Below are 13,972 nucleotides of genomic sequence, written 5' to 3' on the forward strand. Positions count from 1 at the left end.
CATGAACCTTCTGACCCGGTTTTCACTCGCAGCTTCCGCTTCCGTACTGCTGCTCGCAGCAACCGTCGCCGAAGCCCGCATGTACCGTTACACGGACGAAAACGGCCAGATAGTCATCAGCAACACCATCCCACAGGAAGCTTCCCGGCGGGGGTACGATATCCTCAACAACAAGGGGCGGGTGATCGAGTCCATCGAACCGGCACCCACCGAAGAAGAAATTGCCGCCCGTGAAGCGGAGGAGCAACGTCAGCAAGCGCTGAAGCGTCAGCAGGAAGAGGATCGCAAGCTTCTCAAACGCTACAGCCACCCCGATCAGGCGGTCAGGGCGATGCACCGTAAAATCCGCGAACTCGAAGGGCTGAACCAGCTCAAACGGGGCAACATTTCGGTCATTGTCAGCCAGCTCAACAGTGAAGAAAGCCGCGCTGCGGACATGGAACGGGCCGGCCGCGAGGTTCCGGAATCCACCCTCGAGAAAATCCGTCGCCTGGAATCCCAGATACAGGAGATCGAGCGGGAAATTGCTTCTCAGAGCGCCGAGATCCAGACCCTGAGAGAGGGTTACGAAGCGGATATCAGGCGGCTGGAGGAAATCACCGGCGAGTCACGAACCGTTCCTCTCGACCCACCCCGTCGCTCGGACTGACCGAAACGTCACCGTCACAAAAAAAGGCCACCGATCGGTGGCCTTTTCGCTCCGAACCGACTGCCAATCAGGCAGAGGCGGTGCTCTTCTTGGCCGCAGGCTTGCGGGCAGCGGTCTTGCGAGCTGCCGGCTTCTTGGCCTCAACGGTTTTCTTAGTTGACTGGGCAACGCTGGTTACTTCGTCTGCCGCGTCGGCAACCGCATCGGCGCCTTCAGCCGCTTCTTTTTCCAGCTTGGCAACCAGGTCGGCGGCAAAGCTGCCGAAACGGTTGTTCAGGCTGCGAAGCTGGTCGAACAGGCTTTCGCTGTAACCATTGTAGCGGGTACGCAGGGTCTTGACGCTGTATTCACGCGCTTCGGACTCCAGCTTTTCGGCGTACTCGAACGGCTTGGAAGCCAGCTTCTTCTGCTGCTCTTCGGCGGCATTGATGCCTTTCTCAACGATATCCTGAAGCTGTTCCTGATAGCTTTTGAGTTTACCCATGATGGTCTCTCCTGAGATTGTCGAGGTTAGTGGATTCGTAATGGATCCCTAGTGAACAATGTCAGGTTACGGTCAAAAATTAGAATGTTCATACTAAATCCCAATCCGTGACGCGCTTCGGATTTTACGGATTGCTCAGTTGATCATTTTCTGGCCATGCCCATAATGCCTTGCCAACAAGAACACGCCTGTCTCCCCGCAGTATTCCGGCCCAGCGTTTCCACACCGCGTCACACCGTTGACCATTAATGCAGGCTGCAACAGCCGGATATAGCGAGAACACCATGTTAATCAGACAAAAACACAATTTGTCGGGGCGACGCTTTGCCCGGACCCTCACCTTGGCAGGCGCATTGGCGATGACAGGTTGCCAGGAAGACTCACGCGCATCGAAAACCAGCATCGACCAGGCCGCCTCAATAGCAAACCAGCGGCTCGACACGGCGATGGGAAGCCTTCATTCAACCCTCGGACAACAGGAGCAAAAACAGCAACAACGTACGCCGGCGCTGACATGGAGCGCCCCCCTCACCCGTGAAGACGGCAGCGTGCTGAACCCGGGCCAGATCCGTGGCTACCGCATCTATTTCCGCCTCAAGCACAAGGACCGGCACACCCGCATTACGGTGGATGACCCCGGCCAGAATCGTTTCTCACTGGAGCAACTGCCGCCCGGAGCCTACGAGTTCAGCATGACCACCGTTGATGACAAGGGACTGGAAAGCCGACGTTCCAAGCCGGTATCGGTCAACCTGACCCAGATACGGCAGGGCTGATTCACCAGCGGAAGATCACCCAGCTTGGCACCAGCATGTCGGTCTCGTTCTCCCGTATCCAGCCGCCGCCATCGGCCGGCACCAGGTAGTACTCGGGGCCGACTTCCGGGACTACCTTGATCTCCATGAGCTGGCCGTTGACCCGGTACTCATAGAAAATCTCGTTCTCGCCCGGGCGGATCACAATCTGCGGGCCGTCCGCCGAGGGCTGGTAATCCGATACCACCAGCGGCTCCTGCGGAGTCTCAACCACCTCCTGATCCAGCCCTCCGCTTTCCTGCGCAACAACCGGAGCGCACAGCAGGGCGGACACAACACCTAGGCAGGCGATTCGTTTCATTTTCGTGATACCCTTTCGTCCATCCAAGGCTACAGCGTTGCACAAGGCAACCCCTGCTTCAATCAGATTCCGGACCTGTTTTGATATGACACAACAGCAGACCCCGCCGGTCGTTCTTGTCGACGGCTCATCCTATCTGTTTCGGGCGTACCATGCCCTGCCGCCGCTGACCACCAGCAAGAATCACCCAACCGGCGCCATCAAGGGTGTGGTCAGCATGCTGCGCAGGCTGGAGCAGGATTTTCCGGGCTCCAAGATGGTTGTGGTGTTCGACGCCAAGGGCAAAACCTTCCGCCACGACATGTACGAAGACTACAAAGCCAATCGCCCGCCCATGCCGGACGATCTTGCCTGCCAGATTGCCCCCATCCATGACATCGTCAAGGCGATGGGACTGCCCCTGCTGATCGTGCCGGAGGTGGAAGCCGACGACGTGATCGGCACACTCGCTCACGAGGCGACCAGCAAGGGCATCGATGTGGTCATCTCGACCGGCGACAAGGACATGGCGCAACTGGTCAGCGATCACGTCACGCTGATCAATACCATGACCGAAACCCGCATGGACCGCGACGGCGTGGTGGACAAATTCGGCGTGACGCCGGAACAGATCATCGACTACCTCGCCTTGGTCGGAGACAAAGTGGACAACATTCCCGGCGTCAACAAATGCGGGCCGAAAACCGCGGTCAAATGGCTGCAGGAGCATCCGAGCCTGGACGAGGTGATGGCCAACGCCGACCAGGTCAAAGGCAAGATCGGCGAGTACCTGCGGGACGCACTGGACACCCTGCCCCTGAGCCGGGAACTGGCGACCATCCGCACCGACGTCGAGCTGGATTTCGGCCTGGAGGACCTGCAACTGCGGACCCAGGACGATAACGCCCTGCTGGAACTGTTCCGCGAATACGAATTCCGTTCCTGGGTCAACGAACTGGAGGATGCCGACAGCGACGCCAGGGGCGAGACACGTGACAGCAACGCTCCCCCGCCCAAAGCGGTGGAAAAGCGCTACGCGATCATCACCGAGCAGGCCGATCTCGACCGCTGGGTCGATCGCCTGAACAAGGCGCCACTGTTTGCCGTCGACACCGAAACCACCAGCCTGCGCTACATGGATGCCGAAGTGGTCGGCGTCTCCTTCGCCATCGAGCCCGGTGAAGCCGCGTACGTGCCCCTTGGCCACGACTACATGGGCGCGCCCGAACAACTCGACCGTGACAGCGTGCTGGCACAACTGAAGCCGCTGCTTGAAGACCCGAAGCGACCGAAGCTGGGGCAGAACCTGAAATACGACAAGAATGTGCTGGCCAACCACGGCATCACCCTCGAGGGTATCGCCGAGGACACCATGCTGGAGTCCTACGTACTCAACTCCGTGGCTTCACGGCACGACATGGACACCCTCGCCCGCCAGTATCTCGACGAGCAGACCATTACCTTTGAATCCATTGCCGGCAAAGGCGCGAAGCAGCTGACCTTCAACCAGATTGATCTGGAAAAAGCTGGGCCGTATGCAGCAGAGGATGCCGACATTACTCTCAGGTTGCATCAGGTGCTGCGGCCGAGACTGGCGGAAACCGGCAAACTGCAGTCGGTCTATGAGGACATCGACCTGCCACTGGTGCCGGTGCTGTCCCGCATGGAGCAACGCGGCGCCATGATCAGCGCCAGCACCCTGAAACAGCACAGCCAGGAATTGGCGGAACGGATGGCGGAACTGGAACAGGCCGCCCACGACGAAGCCGGCGAAACCTTTAACCTTGGTTCCACCAAGCAGCTCCAGGCCATCTTTTACGACAAGATGGGGCTGCCGGTCATCAAGAAAACCCCGAAAGGCGCCCCCTCAACGGCGGAACCAGTGCTGCAGGAACTCGCCCATGAACACGCCTTGCCCAGGCTGATTCTCGAACACCGCAGCCTGAGCAAACTCAAGTCGACCTACACCGACACGCTGCCGGAACTGATTCACCACCGCACCGGCCGCATCCACACGTCCTACCATCAGGCGGTCACCGCTACCGGTCGCCTGTCGTCCTCCGAACCCAACCTGCAAAACATCCCGATCCGCAGCGAACAGGGCCGACGGATCCGTCAGGCCTTCGAGGCGCCCGAAGGCTATAAACTGGTGGCGGCGGATTACTCCCAGATCGAACTGCGGATCATGGCGCACCTGTCGGGCGACAAAGGCCTGCTGAAGGCGTTCGATAAAGGCGAGGACATACACAAGGCGACCGCCGCGGAGGTGTTTGGCGTTGCTCTCGACCAGGTGACCGGCGATCAGCGCCGCAGCGCCAAGGCCATCAACTTTGGCCTGATCTATGGCATGTCCGCGTTCGGCCTGGCGCGCCAGCTCGACGTGGGCCGCAATCAGGCACAGGAATATATTGACCGCTACTTCGAGCGTTACCCGGGCGTACTGAGCTACATGGACAACATCCGCAAGCAGGCTCACGATGACGGCTATGTGGAGACACTGTTCGGCCGGCGTCTGTACCTGCCCGAAATCAACGCCCGCAACAAGCAGATGCAACAGGCCGCGGAGCGCACCGCCATCAACGCGCCCATGCAAGGCACCGCGGCAGACATCATCAAGCGCGCCATGATTGACGTGGAACGCTGGTTGCTCGAAAACCATGCCGACGATGCACGGATGATCATGCAGGTACACGACGAACTGATCCTGGAAGTCCGCGAGAGTGCGGTCGACACGATCCGTAAAGGTCTGGAAGAGCGCATGTCAGGCGCCGCCAGTCTGGATGTGCCGCTGCTGGTTGAGGCCGGCGTTGGTAATAACTGGGACGAAGCCCACTGATACCCGCAACACACCGGCCGGACCTGCCTTGGCCCACCGGTAACCTGCTGGCCTGAGGACCATTTTGGGGCGTCCGCCAAGGAATATGCCCCGTTTGCGGTCACGCCGGGCGCCTCCCCTGCCCCTGCCAGCCCGGTGGCCGCCCACTTGCCGACACGGCACGGAATTCGCAAGCGCAACCCCTTGTCGGCTCTCACTCATTCAGCGAGAGCCTGGTTGTGACACATCGTTTCCGAGGCCTTTACCATGACATCACTGGCATCTCAACGAAGCTGGCTACTGGACCCGGGGCTGCTGAAACTGGTGCATCAGTGCCGACGGCTGATTCATACCGAATTTGGCGTCAAGCTGCACCTGACCGAACCGCACCTTGAAGATCAGCTGGCAGACTACGCCAGCAAAACCCGCTCCACGCAACTGAGCCGCACCTGGAAAACGCTGGTAGAGAAAGTACCGCAACTGGACAGGACGCCGGCGGCAGACGCAACGGAAAGCGCTAAACGGACCTATCGTGGACAGGTCATTGCGGATGATCATCCGGAGAGGGCGAGTACAACGGTGGAGAAAGAGGAAGCCCAGCCGCGACGGACCAAGGTGATCTATCGCGGCCAGGTGGTCGGCTGACCGGACCCGGTCAGCCTGTCAGCACATCAACTCAGAAAGCTTTGCTGACCTGGATGCCGGCACTCCAGGCGTCGAGCTCGTACTCGCCCTGGTAGTTACTCTGGTCCGGCACGCCCGGCTGAAGCTCGGCGACCTGTGACGGGTTTTCATGCTGGTAGTTGCGCTCATCAACCCGGCCGTTGCCGTCAAAAATCAGCGTGCCGGCCGCCACGTCAACGGTCCAGCCACTGCGCTCGTCCGCCCACTGCGCTCCAAGCGTCAGCCAGTGGCGATCGTTGGACGGAATACGCGCGGTCACAAAGTCCTCGTTAACCGGAGACTCGTCAAACGCGTACCCGGTCTTGAACGCCCACTCCGGCGTTGCCTGCCAGATCGCACCGAGATTGAACTGCCAGGTGTTCTGCCACTTTTCAGTGACATGACTGAGCACCGCACCTTCCTGCGGTGCCCCGGTAATATCGCCACCGGTTTCCCGGCTTACGATGTCCAGCTCTTCAAACCGGCTCCACTTGGCATAGGTGGCACCCGCCAGCAGGGTTACGGTATCCGTCAGTTGGTGACGGGCACCGACGGTGATGCTCTCTGGAATGGCCAGGGGCACCACAACTCGCTCGGAAACGCTGGTCGGCGTGACAACGCCGTTGGCCGGGTTGACGTAGTTGGTCAAATCCGCGTCGCCTTCCAGCTCCAGCTCGGTGCCAGTCTGGACCATCAAGCCGAACTGGGTCTGCTCAGACAGCTCATACAGAAAGCCAACGCGGAAGGTAACACCCACGTCGTCGCCTTCGATGTCGGCGTAGCCCTGATCGTAAAAGCCGGGATTCGGAGTACCGCTTGGTGCAGTCACCGCCGCGCTGGCGGCAGAGTTATCCAGGAAGCGGGTGAGTTTGCCTTCGGCGTAGATGATGTTGATGCCGGCGCCCATTGACAGGCCGCTGCCGTTGTTGACCGAGATCGAGGGGCTGAAGGAGATGGCGGTCAACTCGGTCTCGTCGGCAAAGTACCGGCCAACGAAGTCGTCGTCGTAATCGGCGGCAAGACCGAAGGGAGCGTGAATACCAAAACCCACGTCAACGGAATCGCTGATCTCGCGGGTCATGTACAGGTTGGGCAGCACCGCCGGATCCGCAATATCTCCGCCACTGGAACCCTGCACCGGCAGACCAAGCTGATTGGTCGCGCGGGCGTCGTCTTTCGCTTCCGCATCAATATCCAGCACCGCGGCACCGAACGACAGGTTAGTACCAGACAGCTGACTCATACCGGCGGGATTGAACAATACGGTGGTGGCGTTTTCCGGGTTGGCGGCGGTACCGGCGTTGGCAACCCCCATGGCACTGGCGCTCTGCTCATTGAGGGCAAAGCCGCCGGCCAGGGCCGAAGCAGGCGCGACGACGGCGGCCAGAGTGGCAAAACGAATGGCAGAATAAAGTTTGGACTTATTGTTGCGCATACTTCCTCCTTTTAATTTTGCGGCAGAGTATACGCATCGCGGGCCAATGGCCTCAAATGCCAAAGCTACTGGTTCAGGGCCCTAACCGTTTCATACTAAAGTCTAATTTGGCGACAGATCGATCAGTCGTCCTGAATCGACAGCTTGTCCACCGAGGAGGACAACTTATCCGCACCCTGGGCGTCAGCGCCCAGCTTGATCATCAGGCGCAGATCGTTGGCGGAATCCGCATGGGCCAGGGCATCCTCGTAGGTAATGGAGCCTTCGGCGTAGAGCCGGTACAGCGCCTGATCGAACGTCTGCATGCCAGACTCGTTGGACTTCGACATCAACTCCTTGAGCTTGTGCACTTCCCCTTTGCGGATCAGGTCTGCCACCAGCGGGGTGTTGATCAGCACCTCGATGACCGCTTTGCGACCGTTGCCATCCGGCGTCGGCACCAGCTGCTGGGCAACGATGGCCCTGAGGTTCAGGGAAAGATCCATCCAGATCTGGTTGTGCTGCTCCGGCGGGAAGAACTGGATGATCCGGTCCAGCGCCTGGTTGGCGTTGTTGGCGTGCAGCGTTGCCAGGCACAGGTGGCCGGTCTCGGCGAACTGAACCGAGTACTCCATGGTCTGGCGGGTGCGCACCTCACCAATCAGGATCACGTCCGGCGCCTGGCGCAGGGTGTTTTTCAGAGCCACCTCGAAACTTTCGGTGTCGATACCCACTTCGCGCTGGGTCACGATGCAGCCCTGGTGCTGGTGCACGAATTCGATGGGGTCTTCGATGGAAATGATGTGACCGCGACTGTTGCGGTTACGGTGCCCGAGCATGGCCGCCAGCGAGGTGGACTTACCGGTACCGGTCGCGCCCACGAACATGATCAGGCCGCGCTTGGTCATGGCCAGTTCCTTGATCACTTCCGGCAGGGCCAGGTCATCTATCTGCGGAATCTTGACCTCAATCCGACGCAAGACCATGCCGCACAGGTTGCGCTGAAAGAACGCACTGACCCGGAAACGGCCGATGCCACGGGCGCTGATGGCAAAGTTGCACTCGTGGCTTTCGTCAAATTCTGCCCGCTGTTTGTCGTTCATCGATCCGTAGACAAATTCGCGGGTCTGCTCCGGCGTGAGCGCGTTTTTGGTGACCGGCAGCACCTTCCCGTTCACTTTCATGCTCGGTGGCACCCCGGCGGTGATAAACAGATCCGATCCGCCTTTTTCCACCATCAGCCGCAACAGTTTTTCGAATTCCATGACCTTTTACCTATTCATCAATCGATGGTGCCTTCAGAAATTATCCGGCATTTTTGCTTTAGCACGGGCCGCTTCGCGGGAGATCAACCCTTTCTGCAGCAAGCGTTCCAGGCATTGATCCAGGGTCTGCATGCCCAGCGAGCCACCGGTCTGGATTGCCGAATACATCTGGGCGATCTTGTCTTCGCGAATCAGGTTACGGATGGCCGCCGTGCCAATCATGATTTCGTGCGCCGCGATCCGTCCGCCACCCATCTTCTTCATCAGGGTCTGGGAGATAACCGCCTGCAGGGATTCCGACAGCATGGAGCGAACCATGGACTTTTCCTCGGCCGGGAACACATCCACCACCCGGTCGATGGTCTTGGCCGCCGAGGTGGTGTGCAGGGTGCCGAACACAAGGTGGCCGGTTTCCGCCGCGGTCAGTGCCAGGCGGATGGTTTCCAGGTCCCGCAATTCGCCCACCAGTATGATGTCGGGGTCTTCCCGCAGCGCCGAACGCAGTGCCTCATTGAAGCCCAGGGTGTCGCGGTGCACTTCGCGCTGGTTGACCAGGCATTTCTTGGATTCGTGTACGAATTCGATGGGGTCTTCGATGGTGAGCACGTGCTCGTAGCGGCTGTCATTGATGTAGTCGATCATTGCCGCCAGCGTGGTGGACTTACCGGAACCGGTGGGCCCGGTCACCAGCACCAGACCGCGGGGCACCGAGGACACATCCTTGAAAACCTGGCCCATGCCCAGATCTTCCATCGTCAGAACCTTGGACGGGATGGTCCGGAAGACGGCGCCGGCACCGCGGTTCTGGTTGAACGCGTTCACCCGGAAACGGGCTACCCCGGGCACCTCAAAGGAAAAGTCTGTCTCGAAGAACTCTTCGTAGTCCTTGCGCTGCTTGTCGTTCATGATGTCGTAAATCAGCCCGTGCACTTCTTTGTGCTCCATGGGCGGCAGGTTGATTCGGCGCACGTCGCCATCAACACGGATCATGGGGGGCAAACCGGCAGACAGGTGCAAATCCGACGCGCCCTGTTTCGCCGAGAAGGCAAGCAGTTCGGTAATATCCATAGGTTCCTCGGAAGGCTTTTTCTTTTAATTCAGAAGCGGCAAACTCACAGTATGAGCAGCATAGCAGACAACATCGGGAGCGTAACCCGACGCATACAAAAAGCAACATTGCGGGCGGGACGGGCGCCTGAATCCGTGCGTTTGTTGGCAGTCAGCAAGACCCGCACAGCGGATGAACTACGTCAGGCCGCGGCGGCGGGGCAAACCGCATTCGGCGAAAACTACCTGCAGGAAGCGCTGGACAAACAGGCCGCGCTGGCGGATCTGACGAACATTGACTGGCACTTCATCGGCCCCATTCAGTCCAACAAGACCCGCCAGATTGCCGCTGCCTTTTCGTGGGTGCACAGCGTCGACCGCCTGAAAATTGCCCGCCGGCTCAGCGAGCAACGCGAGCCCGGTCTGGCTCCCCTGAACATCTGCCTTCAGGTCAACATTGATAACGAAGACAGCAAGGCCGGATGCAGTCTGGCAGAGCTGGACGAGCTGGTCGAAGCGGTTGGCGAGCTGCCCAACCTGTCGCTGCGAGGCTTGATGGCCATTCCCGACCCGGATCAACCGGAGTCCGGGCTGCGCAGCAGTTTCCGCACTCTGGCCAACACGCTCAGGTCCCTGCGCCAGCAGCACCCCGGGGCGGGGCCCCTGGACACGCTCTCCATGGGCATGTCCGGCGACCTGGAAATGGCCATTGAAGAAGGGGCGACCTGGGTGCGGGTGGGCACCGCACTGTTCGGCAAGCGCCCGGCCAAGAGCTGAACACCTCAGTTCCTGTTATCATCGAAACCCGGATCATTGACAGATCAACAGTGGAGTGAACCTTGAGCACATCACCAACCATTTCGTTTATCGGCGCAGGAAACATGGCCAGCGCCATTATTGGCGGCATGCTGGACAGCGGTTTCAAGGGAGCCGATATCTGGGTCAGCGCTCCCGATGACAGTCACCTGCAATCCATCCGCAAACGCTTCGGGGTGAGCGTCACCACCGATAACCGGTACTGCGCCCAACAGGCCGACATCGTGATTCTGGCGGTCAAACCCCAGGTGATGGCCGACGTCTGCCGCGACATTGCGCCGGTGGTGCAGAACACCCGCCCGCTGATGGTGTCCATCGCCGCAGGCCTTGAAGCCGGCACGCTGGACGAATGGCTTGGCGGCGGTCTGCCACTGGTACGGGTGATGCCGAACACTCCGTCCCTGGTGGGCAAGGGTGCGGCCGGGCTGTTTGCCAACGATCAGGTCAGTGACAAGCAGAAGCAGAGTGTGGAAGCGGTCTTCAGCAGCATCGGCTCGGCCCTGTGGGTAGAGGAAGAAAACCTGTTGCACGCTGTGACTGCGCTGTCGGGCAGTGGGCCGGCCTACTTCTTCCTGATGCTGGAGGCGCTGGAAGAAGCCGCCACGGAAGCGGGCATTGAGGCAGAAACCGCTCGCAAACTGGCGATCCAGACCATGGCCGGCGCGGCGGAAATGGCGGGGCGCAGCGAACACGATCCCGCCCAACTGAAACGCAACGTCATGTCTCCCGGCGGCACCACGGAGCGCGCGATCCATACCTTCGAAGATGGCGGGCTGAGAGAACTGGTCAAGACAGCCTACACCGCGGCCTTTTCCCGCTCTGAAGACATGGCCAAAGAACTGGCCGGCAAACAGTAAACCGATAACGGAGACACGGCTTCATGCTGGCAGACATTCTGATTACCATCCTGCTCATCGCCTCTACCTTTTACATGACCATCGTACTGCTGCGTTTCCTGCTGCAGCTGGCGCGGGCGGATTTCTACAACCCGATCTCCCAGTTCGTGGTGAAAGCCACCAACCCGCTGCTGAGACCCCTGCGACGCATCATCCCCGGCTGGGGCGGCATTGACGGCGCGGCCCTGGTGCTGGCGGTTCTGATCCAGGCGCTGGCGTTCTTCCTGATCCTGGTGGCGATGAACAGCGGCGTTCCGGCCATCAACCCCATCACGCTGCTGGTGTGGGCGGCACTGAACGTGCTCGACCTGATCGTCAAGATTTACTTCTGGTCGGTGATCGCGGTGGTGGTGGTGAGCTGGATCGCACCCGGCAGCCACCATTCGGCCATCCAGCTGGTGGCGCAGATTACCGAGCCGGTCATGCGCCCGGTGCGCAAGATCATGCCATCCATGGGTGGTCTGGATCTCTCGCCGATCATTGTGTTCCTGATCCTCAATGTGGTGTCCGTGGTCATCGACCACATGAAGATCGGCGCCGGCATGGGGGCACTCGCCGGAATGTAAACCCTGTCGCAAGACTACAAACCGTTACAACTCTCAACACAATGCTTCACACCCGGGCCGTCGAATCATCTCACTGATTCGGCGGCCTTTTTTTGACCAAAACCTGACGTTCTGTTATACACACCCGCTTGCCCTGGCGAAGAATCGCCTGGCAGTTGGGCTACTATAGCTCCGATAAAACCGTTACCCGGAAGTCGCGCAGAAGGAAATTCCGATGAACAAACAAGGAACTCTGTCGCAGCAGGTAGAGGCCTACCACAACTGGAAGAAAGAACTGATCCGTCAGATCGGCCGATACCGCTTGTGGTTGCAGGACAACAACCTGTTCTCAGAGGACGTTAGCGGCCGTATCCGGCACGGTCTCGAGCTGTTGATTGAAGACGAGCTGACCATCGCCTTTGTGGGCGAGTACTCCCGTGGCAAGACCGAGCTGATCAACGCCCTGTTCTTCTCCGAGTATGGCCAGCGCATGCTGCCGTCCCAGGCCGGACGCACCACCATGTGCCCGACCGAGCTGTTTTTCGATCGCACTGCCAACGCCAACTATCTGCTATTGCTGCCCATAGAAACCCGCACCGGTGATTTGTCGCTTCAGGATTTGCGCAAGCAACCGGAACGCTGGGTCAAACATGACCTGGATGAGCGCAACCCGGACATCATGCGGGAAGTGCTCGCCGAGGTGGCGCGAGTCAAAAGCGTATCCCCGGCGGAAGCGCGCGAACTCGGCTTCGACGAAGACATGCTCGAGCACGATCGCAACAACCCGGGCCATGTTCTGGTCCCGGCCTGGCGTAACGCCCAGATCAGCATACGGCACCCGCTGTTCGAGCGCGGCCTGCGCATTCTCGACACCCCCGGGCTCAATGCCCTGGGTTCCGAGCCGGAGCTGACCATCAGCATGTTGCCCCGAGCCCATGCGGTGATTTTCCTGCTCAGCGCCGACACCGGCGTGACCGCCAGCGACATGACCATCTGGAAAGAGCACATCGACACCGAGCACGCCGATCACCGCGCCGGCCGCTTTGCCGTGCTCAACAAAATCGACGTGCTGTGGGACGACCTGCAGGGCGACCAGCACACCCACGATGCCATCGAGAAAGTTCGCAGCTATACCGCCGATCATCTGGGCATCCGTCACAACGACGTGATTCCCCTCTCTGCCAAGCAGGGGCTGGTGGCCCGGGTCAAAAATAACACCGACCTGTTCGAACGCTCCAACCTGGGGCAACTGGAGCAGCTGATCATCCAGCGTATCCTGATGCACAAGGAACAGTTGATCACCCAGAGCCTGATCAACGACCTCCTTGGCATGCTGCAGAACAGCCAGGCCGCCATGCAGACCCGCCTGGATGCCCTTGAGGAAGAACTGCAGGCCTGCTCCGGCGCCACCATGGACAAGGCCGCGCTGCGCCGTCTCGCCGACCGGGCGCAGAAAGACTACGACTTCTACTACAAGAAACTGATCACCCTGCGCTCCAGTCGCCGGCTGATGGATTCCCAGGGCGACATGCTGAAGAAGCTGGTCAGTGAGGAACGGTTCGACGGCCACGCCGACAAAGTCCGCCGGACCATGTCCAAGAGCTGGACCACCGCGGGCATGAACCGCGCCATGGATCACTTCTTCGAGCTGCTGGAGAGCGATCTCAACAACCTGATGAGCGAGGGCCGGCTGGCGGAGAAAATGGTAGGCGCCATCTACCGCCGCTACAACGAAGACACCCGCGCACGTCACCTGGAACCCATTCCGCTGCGCTCCGGCCGGCACGTGATTGCCCTGCGGGAGCTGCGCAAGAAGGCCAGGCGTTTCCGCATCAACCCGAAAAACCTGCTGACCGAACAGTCCGTGCTGGTGCGCCGGTTCTTCAACGTCATGGTGAACGAGGCCCGCACCCTGCACCAGCGCACCCGCGCTGACGTGGAACGCTGGCCGTCCGAAGCGCTGCTGCCGATCATGCAGTACTCGATGGAACAGAAGCAGCTGCTGGAGCACCAGATCCGCCGCCTGCGGGACATGGTACGCAGCAACCGCGACAGTCGCGCAGAACGGGAACGCCTGCACAACACCATCACCGATCTGCGGCGCCAGCTGGAACTGGCCGACGCCATGCAGCGTCAGATCCGCAAACCCGCGCCAACGCTGATCCAGCAGAAAGTCGTCAATATCTCCGGCGCCGTCTGAGGCGCCCGGCTCTGCGGCGGTTGCAGCCGCCGGGGCCGGCCTTTAAACTGCTGGGCTGGCAACCGCTTATCCCTGTGTTGTTC

At 60.1% G+C, this 13,972-nt stretch carries 13 protein-coding genes; 8 read left to right on the forward strand and 5 right to left on the reverse strand.

Translation table 11 applies throughout. From position 1 onward, the window contains the following. The first annotated feature begins 1 nt into the window (after nt 1). On the forward strand, nt 2-649 hold the full coding sequence (locus DYI22_RS16235; protein ID WP_213479103.1) for a DUF4124 domain-containing protein: 648 nt from the start codon (nt 2-4) through the stop codon (nt 647-649). A 67-nt stretch (nt 650-716) separates the two neighbouring features. On the opposite strand, the gene DYI22_RS16240 is transcribed toward DYI22_RS16235, so the two are convergent. Then, a complete protein-coding gene (locus DYI22_RS16240; protein ID WP_213479104.1) occupies nt 717-1,133 on the reverse strand; it encodes a hypothetical protein in 417 nt (138 codons plus the stop codon). 359 nt (nt 1,134-1,492) lie between these two features. Here DYI22_RS16240 and DYI22_RS16245 point away from each other — a divergent pair, with 359 nt between their 5' ends. Further along, nucleotides 1,493-1,909 (forward strand): fibronectin type III domain-containing protein, encoded by a 417-nt coding sequence (locus tag DYI22_RS16245; protein ID WP_213479105.1) that lies wholly within the window; start codon nt 1,493-1,495, stop codon nt 1,907-1,909. Between the two features lies 1 nt (nt 1,910). Here DYI22_RS16245 and DYI22_RS16250 read toward each other — a convergent pair whose 3' ends face one another. Further along, nucleotides 1,911-2,249 (reverse strand): DUF2782 domain-containing protein, encoded by a 339-nt coding sequence (locus tag DYI22_RS16250; RefSeq protein ID WP_213479106.1) that lies wholly within the window; start codon nt 2,247-2,249, stop codon nt 1,911-1,913. 85 nt (nt 2,250-2,334) lie between these two features. Here DYI22_RS16250 and polA point away from each other — a divergent pair, with 85 nt between their 5' ends. Both polA and DYI22_RS16260 read left to right on the forward strand, forming a co-directional pair. After that, entirely contained in the window at nt 2,335-5,064 is a 2,730-nt protein-coding gene (gene polA / locus DYI22_RS16255) for a DNA polymerase I (RefSeq protein ID WP_213479107.1), read from the forward strand. A gap of 246 nt (nt 5,065-5,310) precedes the next feature. After that, nucleotides 5,311-5,688 (forward strand): hypothetical protein, encoded by a 378-nt coding sequence (locus DYI22_RS16260; RefSeq protein ID WP_213479108.1) that lies wholly within the window; start codon nt 5,311-5,313, stop codon nt 5,686-5,688. Between the two features lie 31 nt (nt 5,689-5,719). Here the strand turns inward: DYI22_RS16260 and DYI22_RS16265 are convergent, their stop codons facing one another. The 3 genes from DYI22_RS16265 to DYI22_RS16275 all read right to left on the reverse strand — a co-directional run bounded on the left by DYI22_RS16265 (nt 5,720) and on the right by DYI22_RS16275 (nt 9,453). Further along, nucleotides 5,720-7,141, reverse strand: a complete 1,422-nt coding sequence (locus DYI22_RS16265; protein ID WP_213479109.1) for an OmpP1/FadL family transporter — start codon at nt 7,139-7,141, stop codon at nt 5,720-5,722. Between the two features lie 122 nt (nt 7,142-7,263). Further along, nucleotides 7,264-8,385 carry a PilT/PilU family type 4a pilus ATPase gene (locus DYI22_RS16270; protein ID WP_213479110.1) on the reverse strand — a complete coding sequence of 374 codons (1,122 nt, stop codon included), beginning with the start codon at nt 8,383-8,385 and terminating at the stop codon, nt 7,264-7,266. Between the two features lie 33 nt (nt 8,386-8,418). Beyond that, nucleotides 8,419-9,453 carry a type IV pilus twitching motility protein PilT gene (locus DYI22_RS16275; RefSeq protein WP_213479111.1) on the reverse strand — a complete coding sequence of 345 codons (1,035 nt, stop codon included), beginning with the start codon at nt 9,451-9,453 and terminating at the stop codon, nt 8,419-8,421. 51 nt (nt 9,454-9,504) lie between these two features. Here DYI22_RS16275 and DYI22_RS16280 point away from each other — a divergent pair, with 51 nt between their 5' ends. From DYI22_RS16280 to DYI22_RS16295, 4 genes are all read left to right on the forward strand, one after another. Then, on the forward strand, nt 9,505-10,209 hold the full coding sequence (locus DYI22_RS16280; RefSeq protein ID WP_213479112.1) for a YggS family pyridoxal phosphate-dependent enzyme: 705 nt from the start codon (nt 9,505-9,507) through the stop codon (nt 10,207-10,209). A gap of 62 nt (nt 10,210-10,271) precedes the next feature. After that, nucleotides 10,272-11,105: a pyrroline-5-carboxylate reductase gene (gene proC, locus DYI22_RS16285; RefSeq protein ID WP_213479113.1), complete on the forward strand. Its 834-nt coding sequence runs from the start codon at nt 10,272-10,274 to the stop codon at nt 11,103-11,105. Between the two features lie 23 nt (nt 11,106-11,128). Then, entirely contained in the window at nt 11,129-11,710 is a 582-nt protein-coding gene (locus DYI22_RS16290) for a YggT family protein (RefSeq protein WP_213479114.1), read from the forward strand. A 214-nt stretch (nt 11,711-11,924) separates the two neighbouring features. Further along, complete coding sequence (locus tag DYI22_RS16295; protein WP_213479115.1) at nt 11,925-13,889, forward strand: dynamin family protein; 1,965 nt, start codon at nt 11,925-11,927, stop codon at nt 13,887-13,889. The last annotated feature ends 83 nt before the right edge of the window (nt 13,890-13,972 follow it).

The sequence above is a fragment of the Marinobacter lipolyticus genome, assembly GCF_018424605.1.
Taxonomy (GTDB): domain Bacteria; phylum Pseudomonadota; class Gammaproteobacteria; order Pseudomonadales; family Oleiphilaceae; genus Marinobacter; species Marinobacter lipolyticus_B.